This is a genomic window from Nocardioides bruguierae (genome assembly GCF_023554635.1).
In the GTDB taxonomy this organism is placed as follows: domain Bacteria; phylum Actinomycetota; class Actinomycetes; order Propionibacteriales; family Nocardioidaceae; genus Nocardioides; species Nocardioides bruguierae.
In genome coordinates this window covers 59,822-81,183 of the sequence record NZ_JAMJPH010000020.1, presented here as the reverse complement: position 1 = coordinate 81,183, position 21,362 = coordinate 59,822, and the positions used below count along the sequence as shown (strand labels likewise).

The window sequence follows — 21,362 nt, the reverse complement described above, 5'->3', positions numbered from 1 at the left end:
CCCCCCGGCACTCCGGCCGGGCCCCTGAGGCTGGTGGTGGGCGACGTCGAGGATCACACGGGAGGCCACACATGGCAGAGCGCACACTGCGTGGCGCACGACTCGGAGGCCAGAGCTTCGAGGACGAGCGCGGCATCGAGTTCGCGGCCCGGCAGCAGGTCGGCTACAAGTGCCCGCAGAACCACGAGTTCGAGATCACCATGTCGATCGAGGCCGAGGTTCCGGCCGTCTGGGAGTGCCCGCGCTGCGGCTCCGAGGCGCTGAGCGTGGCGGGCATCAAGCCCGAGGAGAAGGCCGAGAAGCCTGCTCGTACCCACTGGGACATGCTGCTCGAGCGTCGCTCCGAGAAGGAGCTCGAGGACATCCTGAAGGAGCGCCTGGAGCTGCTCCGCGGCGGCGAGATCGGCCCCGCGCACCTGCACCGCGAGAACAAGAAGCGCACCTCCGCCTGAGCGGTTCAGCCTCGGGGAGGCCCGTCCTCCTCGTCAGGCTCCACCACGTCGCCCCGGACGACCGGCCCCTGGCCGCGTCCGGGGCGACGTGCGTCCGGACCGCTGCCGGGCGCACCCGGGAACCCGCCCGGGAACCCGCCGGTGAAACCGAAGGACGTGGTTCCGCCACCGACCGCGCGGGTCGTGACGAAGCGCGCCAGGAGCACCCGGAACAGCGGCCGGGTCACCGGCAGCACCATCGCGAGCCCCAGGGCGTCGGTGACGAACCCCGGCGTGAGCAGCAGGGTGCCGCCGATCAGCACCAGCGCGCCGTCGGCGAGCTCGCGCGCCGGCATCCGTGCGCTTCCCAGAGCCTCGCGCAGGGCGGCCCAGGCGTGCCCGAACTCCCGCCGCACCAGGTAGGCGCCCAGGACGCTGTCGGCCACGAGCAGCAGGATCGTCCAGCCGGCACCGATGACCTGGCCGACCTGGATGACGGCCCACAGCTCGATCAGGGGCACGCCGATGAACGCGAGGCCGAGCACCCAGCCCCAGCCGCTGCGGCGACGGCGGGGCCCGGAGGCGGGTCCGGGGGCGCTCATCGACCCACCTGCTCCGGCAGCGGGCGGTGCGCGCCGCGGGCCCGGGCCCAGCGGTCCTGGAGCCCCCAGCCGGTGATCCGCCACAGCGACTCCAGCGCCACCGATCCGGTCATCTTCGAGTCCCCCCGTTCCCGCTCCACGAAGTCGATCGGCACCTCGCGCACCGTGAGCCCGGCGTGCAGCGTCCGCACGACGAGGTCGGTCTGGAAGACGTAGCCGGTGGAGCGGACCCCCGGCAGGTCGATCGCCTCCAGCGTGGCGCGCCGGTACAAGCGGAACCCGGCCGTGGCGTCGCGGACCGAGATGCCCAGCAGCAGGCGCACGTAGAGGTTGCCGCCCACCGAGAGCAGGCGCCGGTGCCACGGCCAGTTCTGCACCGAGCCACCGCGGACCCACCGCGAGCCGATGACGAGGTCGGCCGGATTCTCACCGTCGGTGACGGCCGCCAGCAGCCGCGGCAGCTGCTCGGGCTGGTGGGAGCCGTCCGCGTCCATCTCCCCGACGAGGTCGAAGCCCGCGTCCAGCGCGTGGGCGAAGCCGGCCAGGTAGGCCGCCCCCAGGCCCTCCTTGCCGGCGCGGTGCAGCACGTGCACCTGCGGGTCGGCGGCGGCGAGGTCGTCGGCCAGGGCGCCGGTGCCGTCCGGGGAGGCGTCGTCGACGACGAGGACGTCCACCTGCGGCGCGGCGGCACGGAGCCGGCCCACGATCCAGGCCAGGTTCTCGGCCTCGTTGTAGGTCGGCACGACCATGACGGTGCGGGCCGGCGTCGGGCTGCTCATCGCGGGCTCCTGGTCAGCCTGGTGCGCGCGTCCCCGCTGCGAGGCTCGGCCGCGTCGGTCAGGCCGTCGCCCGGGCCGTCGGTGGTCTCCTGCGGCACCGGCGAGCTGCCCCGCCGCCGGCGCAGGTCGGTGCCGAGGGCGAGCAGGAGCGCGAGCACGGTGGCGGCGGCGGCGCCGCGGGTGAGCCACGGGCCGACGCGGATGCCGGGCGAGACGTCGTCGACCAGCCCCACCTGGGCGGTCATGACCGCCTTGGTGCGCTTGGGCGTGGTGGCCACCACCGAGCCGTCAGGGGCGACGATGCCCGAGATGCCGTTCACGGACGCCACGGCCAGCCAGCGACCGGCCTCGATGGCGCGCAGGCGCGTGATGGCGAACTGCTGCTCGAGCTGGTGGGTGTTGATGAACATCGCGTTCGAGGTCTGCACCGTGATCAGCTGGGCCCCGTTGCTCACCTGGGCCTGGAGGGTGTCGTCGTAGGCGACGTCGAAGCAGATCAGGTCCGCCACCAGGAGGCCGTCGGCGTCCAGGGGGTCGGTGCGCGTGCCCGGGCGCATGTCGCGGGTGATGGTGCGCAGCTCGCCGAAGGTGAAGTCGGCGTAGCGGCGCAGCGGGATGTACTCGCCGTAGGGCACCGGGTGCCACTTGGTGTACCGGTCCCCCGCGCCGGTCTCGGGGTCCCACACGATGCCCTGGTTCAGCACGTAGTCGTCACCGTCGTCGACCATCGCACCGACCAGGACGGGCGCGCCGATCGCGGCCACCGCGCGCTCGATCTGGGCGTGGGTCTGCGTGTCGTAGAAGGGGTCGACGGCCGTGGAGTTCTCCGGCCACACGACCAGGTCGGGCTGCTCGGCCTCGCCGGCGGCGACCTGGGCGGCCAGGGCCACCGTCTCGTCGGCCTGGTTCCGGGTCACCTGGCGGAAGTCGTTGAGCACGTTGGTGCCGTCGCCGGGCACGTCACCCTGGACGACGGCGACCTCGGCGGTGTCCACCACGTCGCCCTGCCACGGCACGAGGACGGCGAGCGTCGTGAGGGCGGCGAGGGAGAGCAGCCCGGCGGCGGGCCGCACCAGGGGCTCCCGCACCCGTCGGGTCCCGCGGACGCCGGCCCGGGAGCGCGCCTGCCAGGAGACCACCGCGGCGGCGAGGGCCGTGGCTGCCAGGGCCCAGACCAGCGAGACGCCCACCATCCCGATCCACGGCAGGAGCCGCTCGAGCGGGGTGTCGACGGAGGCGAAGGCGAGCCGGCCCCAGGGCATGCCGGAGAACGGCCAGGTGGAGCGGAGGTTCTCCAGCGCCACCCAGGCCAGGGCCACGGTCAGGGGCCACCAGCGGTGCCGGGTCAGCGCGGCGGCCGCCGCGCCCGTGAGCCCGATGAAGAAGGTCTCCAGCGCGGCCAGGCCGAGCCAGGCCGGCACCGCCACCGCGGTCATCCAGAAGATGTGGGTGAAGTAGAAGCACCCGCCGAAGACGAGCCCGGTGAGGAACCCGCGGCGCAGGGGGACGCCGCGACAGGTCAGCACGAGGACCGCCACGGCCACGGGGACGACGAGGGCGAGACCCACGGGGTCGAAGGCCAGCGAGAGGGCGAGACCGGCGGCGGCCGCGGCGAGGAGTCGTCGCACACGACCACGGTAACGGGCGGGCCCCAGCCGGGGTGGCGCCGGGGCCGACGCCGGGGGCGTCGGTCCAAGGCCACCCCGGCCGGACAGCCGGGGTCCACAGGGAGTCACGGGCGGGTCCTGGCGCCTTCGGTCCGACCTGATGTCCAGGCGGGCTGCCGGGGCAGGACGTTGTCTAGGGGGTCACGACCCGGTCCGAGTCCGCTCCTCGGGGCGTGGACCGACCACCGCGGAGCGGGTCGGACAGGTGGCTGGCGGTGCACACCCTCCGACACGACCACTCGGACGTCGGTCCACCCACCTCGATCTGTGGTGAGCGGAGGCTTCACCTTGGTGGGTGGGCGCGGCGAGTGTCAACGCCCCCGTGACCAGCAACGATGCATGTCACCGCAGGTGGCGGGGGGTGTGCTCGGACGAGATTGGTGCCGATGTTCTGTCTGGACCACCGACCGACGACCCCAGGGCCGATCGCCCCGTCCGTCACACGCGGTATCGTGCGTCGCACGCGCCCCAGTGACACCGTCGATCCTGTCTCATCCCTCCGGGTGAGGAATCACCCGTTTCGGGTAATCAACGCGCTCCGAGCGCCCCGCGGGCCAGGGACACGTGCTCCTCGGCGACCTCCGCGACGCCGAGGCCGCCGTCGCTGCGGAACCACCGAGCCACGCTGCTGCACATCTCCAGCACCGCCCGCCGTGCCAGGTCCGGCTGCGCGACCACGAGGAGGCCCTGGTCCACGCCGTCCGCGATGACCGTGCGCCAGAGGTCCTCGTACTCGGCGCGCAGCGCCACCACGCCGGCCCGGGCGTCGGGGGTCAGCGCTCCCAGCTCGCCGTCGACCACCCGGGTCTGCTCCGGGCGCTCCGCGTGCGCGCGCACGTGCACGCGGACCAGGGCGTCGAGCCGTTCGCGGGGGTCCTCCCCCGCCCCGGCCAGCGCAGCCCTGGCGTCCGCGGTGAGCCGCTCGAGCGCGCTGCGCATCAGGCGCGCGAGGAGCTCCTCCTTGGTGCCCATCCAGTGGTAGAGGGAGGCCGAGGTCAGCCCGGACTCCTGCGCCAGCCGGCGGATGCCGGTGCCGTGGAACCCGCGCTGGGCGAAGAGCCTGGTGGCGGCCTGCTCCACGCGCTCACCGGTGGTGGGGCTCGAGACGGTCACGACCCGAGCGTATCCAATCGATCGATCGATCGCCTACGCTCGGACGAGGCGGGCCGACGAGCCCGCCACGAGCAGAGGAGCGGAGCAGCGGGATGCAGCACCCAGCAGAGGGCACGGCGCGGGCAGGCGGCACGGAGTCGGGCGTCGTCGAGTACGAGCGCGACGGCGAGGTGGCCGTCGTCCGCCTGAACCGACCGCACCGGCTCAACGCCGTGGACGGCACCCTCACGCCCGCGCTGGTCGCGGCGCTGCGCCGGGCCCACGCCGAGGAGGTTGGCGCCGTCGTGCTCGCGGGTCGCGGCCGTGCCTTCTGCGCCGGCCACGACCTCAAGGAGGAGCCCGCGGTCGAGACGCCGCTGCAGACCCGGGCCCGGCTGGAGGGGATCCAGGAGGTCACCCGCCTCGTCCGCCGCTTCCCCGGCCCGGTGGTGGCCGCGGTGCACGGCTACGCCCTGGGCGCGGGTGCCGAGTTCGCCCTGTGCTGCGACGTCGTCGTCGCCGCCGAGGACGCCCGGTTCGGGTTCCCCGAGGTCGGTGTCGGGCTGTCGGTCACCGGTGGCATCTCCACGCTGCTGCCCGCGCTCGTCGGCTGGGCCCGCGCCAAGGAGCTGCTGCTGCTCGGCGAGCACGTCACCGGCACCGAGGCCGCTGCCATGGGCCTGGTCGCTCGGGCGGTGCCGACCGGCACGCACGAGGAGGTCGCCCTCGACCTCGCCCACCGCATGGCCGCGCGTCCGCGGCTGTCGACCTCGCTGGCGAAGCGGGTGCTGGACGCCGCGGTCGACTCCCAGGTCGAGCGCTCGCTGGCCACGGAGGTCGAGCACGCGCTGCTCACCTCCCTCTCGGGCGAGAACGAGGCCCCGCGCGAGGAGTTCACCGGTGCCTGAGCAGCCCACCCTCGTCGACCACCTCGTCGACGCCGCGGCCACGCACCCCGACAAGGTCGCGTGGGTCTTCGACCTGCCCGGGCAGCCGGTGCAGCGGTGGACCTACGCCCAGGTCGCGGACGTCTCCGCCGGCCTGGCGGCCGCGCTCGTCGCACGCGGCGTGCGACCCGGCGACCACGTGGGGCTGATGCTCGGCAACTCCCCCTGGATGCCCGCAGCCTGGCTCGCGCTCCAGCGCGTCGGCGCCGCGGCGGTGCCCCTCAACGTGCGCTACCGCGCGGGCGACGCCGCCCACGTGCTCGCCGACGCGGGCGTGCGCCTGGTGCTCGCCGCGCCCGAGCACGCCGGCCTGCTGCGCGAGGCCGGCGCCGCCGACGTCCTCGACCCCGCGGGGCTGACGCTGGACCCGGCGTCCTGGGAGCAGGGGGCGACCGCGCCCACGGCGGTGGTCAACGTGCAGTACACCTCCGGCACCACCGGACGCCCCAAGGGCTGCGTCCTCACCCACGAGTACTGGACGACCCTGGGCGGCTCGATGCTCACCGAGTTCCCGCACCTGCGCGAGGACGACGTGCTGCTCACCGCGCAGCCCTTCCACTACGTCGACCCGCAGTGGAACGTGGTGGCCGCCCTCCTGGCCCGTGCGACGCTCGTGGCCCTCGACGGCTTCCACCCCTCGTCCTTCTGGGCGAAGGTGCGCGAGCACGAGGTCACCTACTTCTACTGCCTGGCCTCGATGCCCACGCTGCTCCTGAAGATGCCCGCCGACCCGCTCGACCGCGCGCACCGGGTACGGGCGGTGCAGTGCTCGGCGATCCCGCCGGCGCTGCACGCCGACCTCGAGGAGCGGTGGGGCGTCGGCTGGTACGAGGCGTTCGGGATGACCGAGACGGGCGCCGACGTCCGGGTCGGCGCCGACGAGCACGACGCCCTGGTGGGCTCCGGCTCGCTCGGGCGTCCCGCGGCCCACCGCGAGGCACGGCTGGACGAGGCGGGCCAGCTCTGGCTGCGCGGGCCCGGCATGATGCTCGGCTACCTCGGCCTGCCCTCCCCCTTCGACGTCGACGGCTGGTTCCCCACCGGGGACCTGGCCCGCACCGACGACGCCGGGCGGCTGTACCTGGCCGGGCGACTCAAGGACATGATCCGTCGCTCCGGGGAGAACGTGGCGGCGGTGGAGGTCGAGGAGACGCTGCTCGCCCACCCCGCGGTCCGGCTCGCCGGGGTCGTGGCGGTGCCGGACGAGGTGCGCGGCGAGGAGGTCGGTGCGTTCGTCGTGGCGCCCGGGGCGTCGGTCGAGGACCTGCGCTCCTGGTGCGCCGAGCGGCTGGCCGGCTTCAAGGTGCCGCGCTACTGGGTGCTGCGCGAGGACCTGCCGCTGACCGCCTCGCACCGCGTGGAGAAGGGGACGCTGCGGGCCGAGGTGGCCGCCGGCGTCCTGGCGGCCGAGGGCTTGGAGGTGGGCGCATGAGCTTCCAGGCCGACCTCCTGGTCACCAACGCCCGGGTGCGGACCCTCACCGGGCCCGGCCACACCGGCACGGCCTCGTCCGTGGCGATCTGGGGCGGGCGCGTGCTGGCCGTCGACGAGGACGTGCCGGCGCGCGAGGTGCTGGACGTGGACGGCGCCGTCGTGGTGCCCGGCTTCCACGACGCCCACAACCACATGGCCTGGTACGGGCTGGCGCTCGCCGAGGTCGACCTGCGGCTGGGCTCGCTCGAGGCGGTCTACGACGCCGTGGCCGCCCGCGCCGCCACGCTGCCGCCCGGGGCCTGGGTCATCGGCGAGGGCTACGACGAGAACAAGATCGGCGCCCACCCCGACCGCGACGCCCTGGACCGGGCCTCCGGCGGTCGACGCGTGTGGCTCAAGCACACCAGCGGGCACATGTGCGTGGTCTCCTCGGCGCTGCTGGAGGACCTGGGGCTGGCGTCGGCCGCCCGCGACGTGTCGGGCGGCCTGGTGGTGACCGACGACTCCGGCCGACCGACCGGGCTGCTGCAGGAGACGGCGCAGTCGCTGCTCTCGGAGCTGGTGCTCCCCTACCCCACCGCCACGCTCGTCGACGCGGTCGAGCGGGCCGGTCGGGCCTACCTGGCCGAGGGCTTGACCTCGGTGGTCGAGGCGGGCGTCGGCGGGGGCTGGATCGGCAAGTCGCCCGTCGAGGTCGCCGCCTACCAGGCGGCCCTCGACGCCGGGCGGCTGCCGGTGCGCACCGAGCTGATGGTGACCTCCGACGTGCTGCACGACGTGGCCGCGCACGCGGACGACGGCTTCGGCCCCGGCCTGGGCCGCGGGCTCGACCTCGGCATCCGCACCGGCCTGGGCGACGACCGCCTGCGCCTGGGGCCGGTGAAGGTGTTCAGCGACGGCTCGCTCATCGGCCACACCTGCGCCATGACCGAGGACTTCGCCGACACCCCGGGCGTGCGCGGCTACCTCCAGGCCGACGCCGAGGCCATCACCGAGCGGATCGTCACCGCGCACCGAGCCGGCTGGCGGGTGGCCACGCACGCCATCGGGGACGCCGCCATCGACCTCGTCCTGGACGCGGTGGAGCGGGCCCAGGCGAGCGTGCCTCGGCCCGACGCCCGGCACCGGATCGAGCACTTCGGCGTGGCACGCCCCGACCAGGTGCGGCGTGCCGCCGCGCTGGGCGTGGTGCCCGTGCCGCAGGGCCGGTTCGTCGGCGAGATCGGCGACGGCATGCTGCGGGCGCTGGGGCCCGAGCGGGCCGGCTGGGCCTACCGGGGGCGCTCGCTGCTGGACGCCGGCCTGCCGCTGGTCGGGTCCTCCGACCGTCCCGTCGTGGCCGGCGCGCCGCTGCTGGGCATGCACGACCTGGTCAACCGGCGCACGGACGCCGGTGCCCCGCTCGGCCCCGAGGAGGCGGTCACCGGGCTCGAGGCGCTCGTGGCCTACACCCACGGGTCCGCCTACGCCTCGCACCAGGAGGGCTCCCGCGGCCGCGTCGCGCCGGGCTACCTGGCCGACCTCGCCGTGCTCTCGGACGACCCGGCCACCTGCGACCCCGGCGCGATCCGGGACGTCGCAGTGCTGGCGACGCTGCTCGGTGGAGAGGTGGTGCACACGGCATGAACGACCTGGTGCTGCGCGACTGGGCGGGGCTGGACGCCCCGCACCGTGACCGCGTCCGCGAGATCTACGAGGACGCGTTCCCGCCCGAGCTGCGGGCGCCGTTCGAGGACCTCCTGGTGGACCGCCTGCTCGTCGCGGTGCCCGTGCCCGAGGGCGGCGACCACGGGGCGGACCCCGTGGGGCTCGCGCTCGTGCGCGACCTGGGGAGCACCGACTGGACGTTCCTGCGCTACCTGGCGATCGGGCCCCGCGGCGGCGGCCACGGGTCCCGGCTGGTGGCCGCCCTGGCCGCGCTGCTGGCCGCGGAGGGGCGCAGGGTGCTCGTGTGGGACGTCGAGGACCCCGACGAGCCCGGGATCGGCCCGGAGGCCGTGGAGGAGCACCGGCGCCGCATCGTCTTCTACGAGCGCGCCGGCGGGGTGCTGCTGCCGGTGCGCGAGTACGCACCCCCGCACGGCGACGAGCTCGACGGGCACGCGCCGTCGCTGCGGCTGATGGCGCTACCGCTCACCGACGCCGGCCTGCCCGCCGTCCGCGACCTCCTGGTGGGCGTGATGACGCTGCGCTACGAGCTGGACGTCGACCACCCCGCCGTCCTGGCGCCCCTGGCGACGCTGGAGGAGTGAACGGCCGCCCTGGCGCGTGACGGTAAAGAGTCCGGAGAATCTGCGGCCCGGTGGATCGACAACAGCAATCTTTTCTGTCACCGTCGCCGGTATGAGCATCGAGACGTCCATCGCCTCCCTGGTCGAGCAGGAGACGGGCCAGCCCTACCAGTACCGCGCGCCCGAGCTGGTGGAGCCGGACTGGACGCGCTTCCCCGGGTGGAAGGACGTCACCGACGCGGAGTGGCGCAGCGTCCAGTGGCAGCGCTCGCACTGCATCAAGAACCTCCGTCAGCTGCGCGAGCTGCTCGGCGACCTGGTCGACGAGCGGTTCTACGCCGACCTCGAGCGCGACCAGCACGAGCGCGCCACCATGTCGATGCTCGTGCCGCCGCAGATGATGAACACGATGGCGCCGCACACCACGCCGCGCGGGCCCGGCAGCCTCACGGACGCCTTCTACGTGGACCCGATCCGCCGCTACATGCTGCCGGTCTTCTCCGACCGCCGCACCGACTGGCCCAGCCACCCCCACGCCACCCGCGACAGCCTCCACGAGCACGACATGTGGGCCGTCGAGGGCCTCACGCACCGCTACCCCACCAAGGTGCTCGCCGAGCTGCTGCCGACGTGCCCGCAGTACTGCGGCCACTGCACCCGCATGGACCTGGTCGGCAACTCGACCCCGACCGTCGAGAAGCTCAAGCTCGTCGGCAAGCCGAACGACCGGCTCACCGCGATGCTCGACTACCTGCGCGCCACCCCGACCGTGCGCGACGTCGTCGTCTCCGGCGGGGACGTGGCGAACATGCCGTGGCCGCGCCTGGAGGCGTTCCTGACCGAGCTGCTGGCGATCGAGAACGTCCGCGACGTCCGCCTCGCCACCAAGGCGTTGATCGGCATGCCGCAGCACTGGCTCCAGCCCGACGTCGTCGACGGTGTCGGCCGGGTCGCCGACCTGGCGCGCGCCAACGGTGTCTCGCTCGCGATCCACACCCACGCCAACCACGCCCAGTCCGTGACGCCGCTGGTCGCCGAGGCGTCCCGCGCGATGCTCGACGCCGGCCTGCGCGACGTGCGCAACCAGGGCGTCCTGCTCAACGGCGTCAACGCCGACCCGCACGCGCTGCTCGACCTGTGCTTCGCGCTGCTCGACGGTGCGCAGGTCATGCCCTACTACTTCTACATGTGCGACATGATCCCGTTCAGCGAGCACTGGCGGGTCTCGGTCAAGGACGCGCAGCGCCTCCAGCACCACATCATGGGCTACCTGCCGGGCTTCGCGACGCCGCGCATCGTGTGCGACGTGCCGTTCGTCGGCAAGCGCTGGGTGCACCAGCTCGCGGACTACGACGAGGAGCGTGGCGTGTCGTACTGGACCAAGAACTACCGCACCTCGATCGAGGGCGACGACGCCGAGGCGCTGGGGCGCACCTACACCTACCACGACCCGATCCACACCCTGCCCGAGGCGGGGCAGCGCTGGTGGGCCGAGCACGGCAACCTGGACGAGGCCGCCCTCTCGGCCGCGGAGGCTGCCGAGGCCTCCCGACGCACGGCGGCGCTCCAGGCCTGGTGACACCGCCGTCCCCGCCGACCGGGGAGTCCCGGCCGTCACCGGGCGGGAGGCAGGATGGCGGGGTGCTGAGTCTCTCCCGGTTCCCCGACGCCGACCTGCCGCGCTGGGCCGAGGTCGTGCGTGAGCGTCGCACGCGCCTGCGCGAGCTGCCGCTGACCGGTGAGCCCGAGCTGTTCGCCCCGGTCGCGGAGGCCCGCGTGAAGGCCTCGCTGGAGCGGATGCTGCCGGTTGACCGCCCCGCGGAGCAGCAGGCGCTGCACCTGGTCTCCGACGACGGCTTCCCGATCGGGTGGGTGTGGCTCGGCCGCCCCGAGCGGGGGCGGCTCGTCGTGCTCGACACCAGTCTCGTCACCCCCGAGCGTGCCGGCGACCTGCGCGCGCTGGTGGAGGAGACCGCCGCGCGCGACGGTGTCCGGGAGGTCGAGCTCCTGCTCTCCCCCGACGACGCCACGCACGCTGCCTGGAAGGCCGCCGGCCCGCTGGACCTCGTCGCCCAGCGGCGGGTCCTGCCGCTGCTGCCGGGCGCCCCGGGGCCGGAGACGTCCGGGCTGGAGCTGCGGGCGATGACCCCGGAGTCCTTCGCGCGCTTCATCGAGCGGTCGGGGCGCGAGTACGCGCAGACCCGGCAGCAGGCGGAGCCGCACCGCGACGCCGACCAGGTCGCCCGCGAGGCGGCCGAGCAGCTCCAGGGGCTGCTCCCGCTCGGCTCGGCGACACCGGGCCAGGCATTCTTCGACGTGCTGCGCGACGGCGCGCTCGCCGCCGTCCTGTGGCTCGGGGTGGAGCCGCCGGCGGCGTTCGTCTACGAGGTCCGCGTCGAGGAGGACGCCCGCGGTGCGGGCGTGGGCCGCGCGACCATGCAGGCGGCGGCCGCCTGGTGCACGGGCCAGGGGCTGAGCGCCCTCGGGCTGAACGTCTTCGCGTCGAACACGCCGGCGCGGCGCCTGTACGAGTCGCTGGGCTACCAGCTCGTGGACGAGGCGTGCACGGTGTCGCTGGGCCGACCCGACTGACGGGCGCGGATGACCGGCCCGGTGCGGGTGTGGCGGCTCACGCGCCGGTGACGGGCCGGTTCTCGTAGTACGTGGTGAGCACGATGGTGGTGCGGGTGGAGACGTCCGCGGCGTGCCGGATGCGCGCCAGGAGCTCCTCCATGGCGGCCGGGGTGGTCGAGCGGACCTTCAGCACGTAGGACTCGTCGCCGGCCACCGACCAGCACGACTCGATCTCGGGGATGTGCTTGAGCCGCTCGGGGCAGTCGTCCGGCGACGACGGGTCCATCGGCCGGATCGAGATGAGCGCCGTGAGCGGCAGCCCGATCTCGGCGTGGTTGATGGTCGCGCCGTAGCCCTGGATGAGCCCGCGCTGCTCGAGCCGCTTCACCCGCTGGTGGACGGCGGACGTCGACAGCCCGGTCGCCTTGCCGAGGTCGGTGTAGGACATCCGTCCGTCGGTGGCGAGCAGCTGCAGGATCTTCCTGTCGGTCGCCTCGACCGCCGTCTGACTCACGGTGACACCGTAAAGGAGGCGTTGATCCTCCGGTGGTGGTGTCTTGACCCGTGGACCGTGCTGTCGCCCCCGAGCTGAACGGCCCGCGGAGGGCCTCACAGGAGGCCGTGTGCGTCCTTCAGCTCCAGCACCCGCAGCGCGCTCGCGCGGATCTTGCGGCGGAACGACGGGCTGTCCTGGCCGCGGCGCACCAGGGCGGCCACCATGGCCGGAGCCACGTCCGGGGCCACGGTGAGGACGAGGTCGGCGCCCGCCGCGACCGCCAGCACCGCGCGCCGGCCGGGCGACCACGCCTGCACCTGGGCCGCCTGGCCGAGGTCGTCGGTCATGACCACGCCGGTGAAGCCGAGCCGCGTCCGCAGCAGGTCCTGCGTGACGGCGGAGGAGAAGACCGCCGGGCGGGAGCCGTCGATCCGGCTGTAGACGGCCGAGGACATCATCACCGTCTCGGCTCCGTGGGAGATCGCGGCCGCGAACGGGTCCAGGTAGGACGACCGCGGACCGGTCTCGGTGTCGGTGACCCCGCTGTCGGTGTCGGTGTTCGCGCTGACGCGCCCAAGCCCGGGGAAGTGCTTGGCCGCGGCGACCAGCCCGGCGGCCCGGAAGCCGGCCAGTGCGGCCCAGCCCTTCCGTCGTACGCGCTGCACCGTGTAGCCGTACTCGCGGTCGTAGGCGCCGATGGGCGGGTTCTGCGCCGCGGCCTGCGCCCCGGGCACGGTGCCCAGCACCGGTGCCAGGTTCATCGACACCCCCGCGTCCACGAGCGAGGAGCTCCAGCGGTGCGCGTGGCGCCGCACGACGACGGGCCGCCACGTCCCCTGCTCCAGGGCCGAGGGGACGTCCCGGAAGCCGTCGCCGGAGAGCACCTGCACCGCGCCGCCCTCTTGGTCGGTCGCGACCAGCGGCGCGACCCAGCGGGTGGCGCCCGGGTGCCGCGGGCGGGTGACACGGCGCGTCAGGCGCTCGCTCACCGCGGCGGTCGCGGCGACCCCGGCGTCCGAGCGGCCGGTGAGCATCACGTTGCCGACGTGCAGGTCGGTGAGCTGGTCGAGCACCTGCGAGGACGCCTGGTCGGCGGGGGTGCCGACCATGAGGAGCTGTCCGACCTGCTGGCGCAGCGTCATGTGCCGCAGCACCCGGCGTGGGGTGCGGGCGTCGTCGGTGCGCAGGGTGGCGGTCGCGGCGGTCGCGGCGGCGCTGGCGGCGCTGCTCGTGACCGCGTCCGCCGTGACTGCGTCCGCCGTGACTGCGTCCGCCGTGGCCGGGGTGGCCACTGCGACGAGGCTGCCGACGAGCGCGAGCGCGACCACGGCACGGGTGCCGCGCGACGGGGAGGGCAGGGATGGGAGGGACCGGTGAGCCATCACCGCGACGGTACGTCGGCGCCGGCCGTTCTCCGAACCGGGTGGACGTCGGCGCGGGCTGACAGACTGCGCCCATGCCCGAGCCCCGCCTGATGCTCCTCGACACCGCCTCCCTCTACTTCCGGGCCTTCTTCGGGGTGCCCCCGGTGGACGGCCCGGACGGGACGCCCGTGAACGCCGTCCGTGGGCTGCTGGACTTCATCAGCCGTCTGGTCGACACCTACTCCCCCACCCACGTCGTGTGCTGCTGGGACGACGACTGGCGCCCGCAGTGGCGCGTCGACCTCGTGCCGACGTACAAGGCGCACCGGGTGGTCGAGGAGACCGAGGTCGGTGCCGACGTGGAGGAGGTGCCCGACCCGCTGCAGGTGCAGGTGCCGATCATCCGCGAGGTGCTCGCGGCGTTCGGGATCACCGTCGTCGGCGCCCCGGAGGCGGAGGCCGACGACGTGATCGGGACCCTCGCCACGGACGCCGGGATGCCCGTCGACGTCGTCACCGGTGACCGCGACCTCTTCCAGCTGGTCGACGACGCCGCCGGCGTGCGCGTCGTCTACACGGTCAAGGGCGTCGGCAACGCCGAGCAGGTGGACGAGGCGTGGGTCCGGGCGAAGTACGACGTCGAGGCCGCCCAGTACGCCGACTTCGCCACCATGCGCGGCGACTCCTCCGACGGGCTGCCCGGCGTCAAGGGCGTCGGGGAGAAGACCGCCGCGAAGCTGCTGGCCGCGCACGGCGACCTCGCCGGCGTCCGGGCCGCGGCGGCGGACGAGAGCGTCGCCATGGCTGCCGGCGTCCGGGCCAAGGTGCTCGCCGCGGCCGACTACCTGGACGTGGCGCCCACCGTCGTGGCGGTGAAGCGGGACCTGCCCCTCGAGCGCGGCGTCGGGGCCCTGCCCACCGCACCCCGAGACCCGGAGGCGCTGGCAGCGCTGACCGAGCGGTACGGGCTGACCTCGCCCGTGGAGCGACTGACCGGCGTGCTGGCCGCCCACGGGTGAGCCTCGGCGGGTGAGGGATCGCACGTGTAGGCGGTGCTCACCCCCGGGGACCAGCCCGCGACCTCGGCGGGGACGTACGTTCGAGTCATGTCTTCCATCGCGATCGTCGGGGGCCACGGCAAGGTGGCCCAGCAGCTCATCCGCGTCCTGGCCGGGCAGGGCGACACCCCCGTCGCCCTGGTGCGCCGAGCCGAGTACAAGGCCGAGCTCGAGGCGCTCGGCGCCGAGGTCCGCCTCCTCGACATCGAGAACAGCGACAGCGGTGACTTCGCCGGCGCCTTCGAGGGCTGCGACGCAGTCGTGTTCGCCGCCGGCGGCGGCCCGGACGGCAACATCGAGCGCAAGCGCACCGTCGACCTCGAGGGCTCGCTGAAGTCCATCGAGGGCGCCCGCAAGGCCGGGATCGACCGGTTCGTGCAGGTCTCGGCCATCGGCGCCGACAACCCGCTGCCCGAGGACACCTCCGACGTGTGGCGCGCCTACGCGGAGGCCAAGCGCGACGCCGACGCGGCGCTGCGCGATTCCGGTCTCGCCTGGACCATCCTGCGCCCCGGTGCCCTCACCGACGACCCGGCCACCGATCGCGTCCTGCTGGCCGAGCAGGTCGAGCGCGGCGAGATCTCCCGGGCCGACGTCGCCGCGGTCATCGCCGCGTTCCTCCACGACTCCGGCACCGTCGGCGTCCAGGTCGAGCTGGTCTCCGGTGAGCAGTCCGTCGCCGACGCCGTCGCGGGCGTGCGCGTCTGAGCCGCCGCCACCTCCTGCCTTCTCCTCCGCCCCGGTCTGCTCGGACCGGGGCGGAGGTGCGTCCGGAGCAGGGGGCATCGGGTTTGGTCACCAACGTGTGGTTCCGGGGCCCCTGAGACGGGGTTGGTGACCAAACGTGAGGTCGGAGAGCCGAGCTCGGCAGCCCCACGTGATCAGTCCGGACTGTCGATCTATGCTGGAGACATGAGTGCCGACGACAACCACCTGCAGCACGAGGACGCCGACCAGGCCGTCGTGGCGGCCCGGCTGCTGGTGACCGTGACCGGGCGGCTGCGGCGGCGCCTGCGCGAGCACCAGGAGGCCGGACTGACCCCGTCCCAGACGTCGGTGCTCAGCCGGCTGGACAAGCACGGACCCTCGACCGCTGCGGCGCTGGCCGCAGCCGAGCGGGTGCGCCCGCAGTCCATGGGCGCCACGCTCGGGGCGCTCGAGGACGCAGGCATGGTGCGACGCGATCCCGACCCGCAGGACGGACGCCGGCTGGTGGTCTCCCCCACCGAGGCGGGCACGGCGTGGCTCGAGCGGCGCCGCACCGAGCGCGAGGACTGGTTGGTCAGCACCCTGCGCGAGAGGTTGGACGAGGCGCAGACCGCCGACGTCGTCCGCGCCCTCGAGCACCTGGAGCGGAGCGTGCTGGCGTGAGCGCGGACGCGGCGGAGCAGCCCGGGACCCGCGAACGGCTGCGGGACTCCTTCGACACCAGGCTGCTGGCGCCGATGATGCTCGGCTCGGTGCTCAACCCGATCAACTCCTCGATCATCGCCGTCGCGCTGGTGCCGATCGGTCTCGCGCTGGGCGTCTCCAGCGGCGAGACCGCCTGGCTGGTGTCGTCGCTGTACCTGGCCACCGCGATCGGTCAGCCCGTGGTGGGGCGACTGGTCGACGTCGTCGGCCCCCGCACGCTCTTCCTCGCAGGTGGCGCGCTGGTCGGCGTCGGCGGCCTGCTCGGCACGTTCGCCCAGGACCTCGGGACGCTGGTGGCGGCCCGGGTCCTCATCGGGCTCGGCACCTGCGCCGGCTACCCCTCGGCGATGTACCTGATCCGCAGCGAGGCCGCGCGCACCGGCCGGGACTCCCCCGCCACGGTGCTCACCCTGCTGACCGTCTCCAGCCAGACCGTCATCGTCATCGGGCCGACCCTCGGCGGCCTGCTCATCGACCTCGGCGGCTGGCGCGCCACGTTCGCCGTGGACGTGCCGCTCGCCGTCCTCGTCCTGGTGCTCGGCTTGCGTCGCGTCCCACCGACCCGCCACCCCGACGGCACCCGCCCCGCCCTCCGCCTCGACGTGCCCGGCGTCGCGCTCTTCAGCGCCCTGCTGGCCGCGCTCCTCGTCGTGCTGATGCTGCCCTCGACGTCCACCGCCTGGCTCCTGCTGGTGGTGGTCGCTGCCGGCGCCGGCCTCGTCTGGTGGGAACGTCGTCACGACGACCCGTTCATCGACGTCCGGGTGCTGGCCGGCAACCGCCCGCTCGTCCTCACCTACCTGCGCCAGCTGCTCACCGGCCTGACCTCCTACGGCGTGCTGTACGGCCTCACCCAGTGGTTCGAGGAGGGGCGCGGGCTCTCCCCCAGCGCCACCGGCCTCCTGCTGCTCCCGCTCAGTGGCGCCGCGCTCGTCGTCTCGGCGCTTACCGGGCGGCGGCCCGAGGTCCACCTCAAGCTGGTCGTCGGCGCTGTCTTCCAGCTGGCCGGGGCGCTCTCGATGCTGCTGCTCGCCTCCGACTCGCCACTGTGGTTCCTGGTCGTGATGATCGTCGTGTTCGGCGTCCCGCAGGGGCTGCTCAACCTCGGCAACCAGAACGCGCTCTACCACCAGGCCGAGCCGTCGCGCACGGCCTCGTCCGCGGGCCTGCTGCGCACGTTCCTCTACCTGGGCGCGATCGGCTCCTCCGCCGCGATCGCCGCCTTCTACACGCAGGACGGCGGCAGCGCCGGCGTGCACGCCCTCGGCTGGTTCCTCGTGGTGGTCTCCGCGCTCAACGTGGCGCTCACCGTGCTGGACCCGTCGCTGCGGCGCGTCGGGGTCCGCGGGGACTGATCCGGCGAACCGGGCTCAGGCCCCCTCGGCCACGCCCGACATCGCCACCACACCGCGCTTGAGCCGGTCGCTCACCTGCCGGGCGGTGCGCCGCAGCGGGGTGTCGCCCGCCGCGTCCGCCACCTGGCCGGCCAGGTCGAGGACCTGCTTCATCCACCGGACGAAGTCCCCGGCGGGCAGCCCGGAGGTGCCGAGGACGTCGTCGAGCTCGTCGCCCTCGCACCAGCGGTACGCGATCCAGGCGAAGCCCAGGTCAGGCATGCGCAGGAAGTCCAGCTTGTGCTCGCGCTCGGTGCGCTCGAGCTCGCCGGCGATGGAGACCATCGTGGCGATCGCCTCACGCACGTCTCCGCCGGGCAGGCGCGGCGGGCCGGCGTCGTCCGGCTTGCGCTGCTCGAAGACGAGCGTGGACAGGGCGGCCGCGAGGCCGGAGGGGCTCAGGCTCGACCACACGCCGCGCCGGATGCACTCGGCGGCGACGAGGTCCATCTCCGAGTAGAGCCGCATCAGGTGGGCGCCCTCGTCGGTGACCTCGGTGGCCTGGGGGTTGAGGTAGCCGAGCTGCGCCAGCAGGTCGCAGACCCGGTCGAACGTGCGGGCCACGGTGTTGGTGCGGTTCTCCACGCGCCGCTGGAGCGTGAGGACGTCCTTCTCCAGCTTGTACCAGCGCTCGGCCCAGCGGGCGTGGTCCTCCCGGTCCGGGCAGTCGTGGCAGGGGTGCTCCTTGAGCCGACGCCGCAGGTCCGCGACCTCGCGCTCCCAGGCGCTGGGGCGTCCGTCGGCGCCGCCGGTGCCTGCGCCCCCGCGACCGCGCGGGGGTCGCCCGGCCACGCCGGGGGGCGGGATGTCGCGGCTGCGGGCGCGCAGCGCGGAGGCGAGGTCGCGTCGCATCTGCGGGTTGCGGTGGTTGAAGGACTTGGGCACCCGGATGCGGGCCAGCGCTGCGACGGGCTCGGGGAAGTCCATCATGGCCAGCCGCCTGGCCTGCCCGGCCGTCGTGATGACGAGGGGGCGCGGCGACTCCGGGTTCCAACCGTTCTCGATCACCACCGCCATCCCGGAGAACTTGCCGTGCGGCACCTCGATGACGTCACCGGGGCGCAGGGTCTTGATCGAGGCGGCGGCCTCGGTACGGCGGTCCTCGCGCTTGGCGCGGCTGGCGCCCTTCTCCACGTCGGAGATCTGGTGGCGCAGGGCGGCGTACTCCATGAAGTCGCCCCGGTCGCAGTGGGCGGCCTCGGCGTAGCCGTCCAGGGCCTCGGAGGCCTTGCGCAGCTGGCGTGCGAGCCCGACGACGGCGCGGTCGGCCTGGAACTGGGCGAAGGACTGCTCCAGCAGCTCGCGCGAGGTCTCGCGGCCGAAGCGGTTCACGAGGTTGACGGCCATGTTGTAGCTGGGCCGGAACGAGCTGCGCAGGGGGTAGGTGCGGGTCGAGGCGAGTCCGGCGATCTCGCGCGGGTCCATGCCCTGCTGCCACAGGACGACGCCGTGGCCCTCGGTGTCCAGGCCGCGCCGGCCCGCGCGGCCGACGAGCTGCGTGTACTCCCCGGGCGAGAGGTCGGCGTGGGTCTCGCCGTTCCACTTGCTCAGCTTCTCGATGACCACCGTGCGGGCAGGCATGTTGATGCCGAGCGCGAGGGTCTCGGTGGCGAAGACGACCTTGCACAGGCCGCGCAGGTACAGCTCCTCCACCACGGTCTTGAACGCCGGGAGCATGCCGGCGTGGTGGGCGGCGACGCCGCGGGAGAGGCCGTCGAGGAAGTCGTGGTAGCCGAGGACGTGCAGGTCCTCGGAGTCCAGGTGCCGGCAGGACGCCTCCACGAAGTCGACGATCTCGTCGCGCTCCTCGGGGGTGGTGAGGCGGACGTCGGCGGCCAGGCACTGGTCGACGGCGGCCGAGCAGCCTGCGCGGCTGAAGACGAACACGATCGCCGGCAGCAGGCCCTCGCGGTCGAGCCGCTCGATCACGTCCGTGCGGGACGGGATCCAGACCCGGCGTCCGTTGCCGATCTGCCGGGGGCCGCCACCGCGGGGGGTCTTGCCGCGACCCTTCGTGGCGCCCTTGGGCGAGCGGCGGTCCTTGAACCTCGAGGAGGCCCACTCGTCGCGCGCCACCTTGAGCAGCTCGTCGTTGACCGGGGCGCCCTCCTTGACGAAGCCCGCCGCCGCGTCCACGTCGGAGGAGGCGAAGAGGTCGAGCAGGCGCCGCCCGACCATGACGTGCTGGAACAGCGGCACCGGGCGCCGCTCCTCGACGATGGTGGTCGTCTCGCCGCGCACCGTGGCAAGCCACTCGCCGAACTCCTCGGCGTTGGAGACGGTCGCGGACAGCGACACCACCGTCACCGACTCGGCGAGGTGGATGATGACCTCCTCCCACACCGCGCCGCGGGAGCGGTCGGCGAGGTAGTGCACCTCGTCCATCACCACGTAGCCGAGGCGGTCCAGGGTGCGGGAGTCGGCGTAGATCATGTTGCGCAGGACCTCGGTGGTCATGACGACCACGTCGGCCTCGCCGTTGACGGTGTTGTCACCGGTGAGCAGGCCGACCTTGTCCGAGCCGTAGCGCTCCACCAGGTCGGCGTACTTCTGGTTGCTCAGCGCCTTGATCGGCGTCGTGTAGAACGCCTTGCGACCCGTCGCCAGGGCCAGGTGGATGGCGAACTCGCCCACGATCGTCTTGCCCGAGCCCGTGGGGGCCGCGACCAGCACGCCGCGTCCCTCCTCGATCTCGCGGCACGCCCGGACCTGGAAGTCGTCGAGGCCGAACTCGTAGAGAGCGGAGAAGTCCTTGAAGACCGGGTGCTCGCGGGTGCGACGGTAGGCGGAGTACCGCTCCGACGGTGACAGCTCGTCGGTGCTCATGGCCCCAACCTACGTGCCGGACCTCAGGACAGGACGTGGAGGGCGCCGGGACGCGCCGTGACCGTCATCGGCAGCGGGCCCAGGCGCTCGCCGTCCGCGTAGGCGACGATGCCGTCGGCGACCACGTCGACGCTGCGCACCCGGTACCGCTCGAACGCGGGGTGGGAGAGGTGGGTGCCCTTGAACAGCTTCGGGTAGGTCTTCACCAGCTCCAGCTTGCTCACCGGCTTGATGACCACGACGTCGAGGAAGCCGTCGTCCACGCGGGCGCCCTCGGCGATCCGCAGGCCTCCGCCGAAGGACGGCAGGTTGCCGACCGAGACCATCATCGCCTCCAGCTCGACGTGCTTGCCGTCGAGCTCGAGGCGGTAGCCGAGCGGTCGGAAGGTGCGCAGCTCGGCCAGCGTGGCGAGGTTGTACCTCATCTGCCCGCGCGGCCAGCGCATCTGGTTGGCCCGCTCGTTGACGATCGCGTCGAAGCCGGCGCACAGGACGGTGACGAACGCGGTGCCGCCGGCGTCGGCGACGTCCACGGGCGTGACCTGGGCAGTGAGCAGGTGGCGGACGGCGGCTGCGACGTCGTCACGCGGCAGGCCCAGGTGCCGCGCCACGTCGTTGCCGGTGCCCGCGGGGACGACCCCCAGCGGCGTGCCCGTGCCCGCGAGGACCTGCGTGGCCAGGTGGACCATCCCGTCGCCACCGGCGGCCAGGAGCGCGTCGACCCCCTCGGCGACGGCCTGCGCGGCCAGGCGCTGTGCGTCGGCGGCGTCGGTGCCCACCAGGTCGACGACCTCGACCCCGGCCGAGCCGAGCACCTGCAGCGCGGTCTCGCGCGCCGCCGCTCCCCTGCCCTTGCCGGCCGTCGGGTTGCTCAGCAGGGCCACCCTGCGCAGCCGTGTGCTGCCTTCCTGCGTGGTCACCGGCGCAATGTAGCGGGTCCGCGGCTTGGCGGGTGCGCCTCGGGTTTGGTCACCAACCCGGTGCTGGGAGGCTCCTGACACCGGGTTGGTGACCAAACGTGAGGTGTCGTCCCTGGTGGACCCGGTCCGGGCAG

The 21,362-nt window shown here is 73.8% G+C and carries 19 protein-coding genes; 11 read left to right on the top strand and 8 right to left on the bottom strand.

The features are described 5' to 3' along the window. The first annotated feature begins 71 nt into the window (after positions 1-71). Positions 72-452 carry an RNA polymerase-binding protein RbpA gene (locus M8316_RS10835; RefSeq protein WP_250054490.1) on the top strand — a complete coding sequence of 127 codons (381 nt, stop codon included), beginning with the start codon at positions 72-74 and terminating at the stop codon, positions 450-452. Between the two features lie 5 nt (positions 453-457). Here M8316_RS10835 and M8316_RS10830 read toward each other — a convergent pair whose 3' ends face one another. From M8316_RS10830 to M8316_RS10815, 4 genes are all read right to left on the bottom strand, one after another. Continuing rightward, entirely contained in the window at positions 458-1,033 is a 576-nt protein-coding gene (locus tag M8316_RS10830; RefSeq protein ID WP_250054489.1) for an FxsA family protein, read from the bottom strand. Then, a complete protein-coding gene (locus tag M8316_RS10825) occupies positions 1,030-1,812 on the bottom strand; it encodes a polyprenol monophosphomannose synthase (RefSeq protein WP_250054488.1) in 783 nt (260 codons plus the stop codon). The genes M8316_RS10830 and M8316_RS10825 overlap by 4 nt, the downstream gene beginning before the upstream one ends. Beyond that, a complete protein-coding gene (gene lnt / locus M8316_RS10820) occupies positions 1,809-3,440 on the bottom strand; it encodes an apolipoprotein N-acyltransferase (RefSeq protein ID WP_250054487.1) in 1,632 nt (543 codons plus the stop codon). The genes M8316_RS10825 and lnt overlap by 4 nt, the downstream gene beginning before the upstream one ends. Positions 3,441-4,007: 567 nt before the next feature. Beyond that, the gene (locus tag M8316_RS10815) at positions 4,008-4,592 is read right to left on the bottom strand and encodes a TetR/AcrR family transcriptional regulator (protein WP_250054486.1); all 585 of its coding nucleotides are present in this window, start codon (positions 4,590-4,592) and stop codon (positions 4,008-4,010) included. A gap of 92 nt (positions 4,593-4,684) precedes the next feature. Here M8316_RS10815 and M8316_RS10810 point away from each other — a divergent pair, with 92 nt between their 5' ends. From M8316_RS10810 to M8316_RS10785, 6 genes are all read left to right on the top strand, one after another. Continuing rightward, positions 4,685-5,479 carry an enoyl-CoA hydratase/isomerase family protein gene (locus tag M8316_RS10810; protein WP_250054485.1) on the top strand — a complete coding sequence of 265 codons (795 nt, stop codon included), beginning with the start codon at positions 4,685-4,687 and terminating at the stop codon, positions 5,477-5,479. Further along, the gene (locus tag M8316_RS10805; protein WP_250054483.1) at positions 5,472-6,950 is read left to right on the top strand and encodes an AMP-binding protein; all 1,479 of its coding nucleotides are present in this window, start codon (positions 5,472-5,474) and stop codon (positions 6,948-6,950) included. The genes M8316_RS10810 and M8316_RS10805 overlap by 8 nt, the downstream gene beginning before the upstream one ends. Then, positions 6,947-8,578, top strand: coding sequence for an amidohydrolase (locus tag M8316_RS10800; RefSeq protein ID WP_250054481.1), 1,632 nt, complete (start codon positions 6,947-6,949; stop codon positions 8,576-8,578). Before M8316_RS10805 ends, M8316_RS10800 begins: the two co-directional genes overlap by 4 nt. Next, the gene (locus M8316_RS10795; protein WP_250054479.1) at positions 8,575-9,204 is read left to right on the top strand and encodes a hypothetical protein; all 630 of its coding nucleotides are present in this window, start codon (positions 8,575-8,577) and stop codon (positions 9,202-9,204) included. The genes M8316_RS10800 and M8316_RS10795 overlap by 4 nt, the downstream gene beginning before the upstream one ends. Positions 9,205-9,295: 91 nt before the next feature. Further along, positions 9,296-10,762 (top strand): KamA family radical SAM protein, encoded by a 1,467-nt coding sequence (locus M8316_RS10790; RefSeq protein ID WP_250054477.1) that lies wholly within the window; start codon positions 9,296-9,298, stop codon positions 10,760-10,762. Between the two features lie 62 nt (positions 10,763-10,824). Next, positions 10,825-11,775, top strand: coding sequence for a GNAT family N-acetyltransferase (locus M8316_RS10785; RefSeq protein WP_250054476.1), 951 nt, complete (start codon positions 10,825-10,827; stop codon positions 11,773-11,775). Positions 11,776-11,812: 37 nt separating this feature from the next. Here M8316_RS10785 and M8316_RS21095 read toward each other — a convergent pair whose 3' ends face one another. Both M8316_RS21095 and M8316_RS10775 read right to left on the bottom strand, forming a co-directional pair. Further along, entirely contained in the window at positions 11,813-12,271 is a 459-nt protein-coding gene (locus M8316_RS21095) for an Lrp/AsnC family transcriptional regulator (RefSeq protein WP_250054474.1), read from the bottom strand. Positions 12,272-12,366: 95 nt separating this feature from the next. Next, positions 12,367-13,635, bottom strand: a complete 1,269-nt coding sequence (locus tag M8316_RS10775) for a glycoside hydrolase family 3 N-terminal domain-containing protein (protein ID WP_250054472.1) — start codon at positions 13,633-13,635, stop codon at positions 12,367-12,369. 74 nt (positions 13,636-13,709) lie between these two features. On the opposite strand from M8316_RS10775, the gene M8316_RS10770 reads away from it, so the two are divergent. From M8316_RS10770 to M8316_RS10755, 4 genes are all read left to right on the top strand, one after another. Then, a complete protein-coding gene (locus M8316_RS10770; RefSeq protein WP_250054470.1) occupies positions 13,710-14,636 on the top strand; it encodes a 5'-3' exonuclease in 927 nt (308 codons plus the stop codon). Positions 14,637-14,723: 87 nt separating this feature from the next. Beyond that, positions 14,724-15,383, top strand: coding sequence for an SDR family oxidoreductase (locus M8316_RS10765; RefSeq protein ID WP_250054468.1), 660 nt, complete (start codon positions 14,724-14,726; stop codon positions 15,381-15,383). A gap of 204 nt (positions 15,384-15,587) precedes the next feature. Then, positions 15,588-16,046, top strand: a complete 459-nt coding sequence (locus tag M8316_RS10760; RefSeq protein WP_250054467.1) for a MarR family winged helix-turn-helix transcriptional regulator — start codon at positions 15,588-15,590, stop codon at positions 16,044-16,046. Beyond that, positions 16,043-17,443, top strand: coding sequence for an MFS transporter (locus tag M8316_RS10755; RefSeq protein WP_250054465.1), 1,401 nt, complete (start codon positions 16,043-16,045; stop codon positions 17,441-17,443). Before M8316_RS10760 ends, M8316_RS10755 begins: the two co-directional genes overlap by 4 nt. A 15-nt stretch (positions 17,444-17,458) precedes the next feature. Here M8316_RS10755 and M8316_RS10750 read toward each other — a convergent pair whose 3' ends face one another. Both M8316_RS10750 and M8316_RS10745 read right to left on the bottom strand, forming a co-directional pair. Continuing rightward, complete coding sequence (locus tag M8316_RS10750; protein WP_250054463.1) at positions 17,459-20,308, bottom strand: DEAD/DEAH box helicase; 2,850 nt, start codon at positions 20,306-20,308, stop codon at positions 17,459-17,461. Between the two features lie 23 nt (positions 20,309-20,331). Further along, the gene (locus M8316_RS10745; RefSeq protein ID WP_250054461.1) at positions 20,332-21,228 is read right to left on the bottom strand and encodes a diacylglycerol/lipid kinase family protein; all 897 of its coding nucleotides are present in this window, start codon (positions 21,226-21,228) and stop codon (positions 20,332-20,334) included. Between the last annotated feature and the right edge of the window lie 134 nt (positions 21,229-21,362).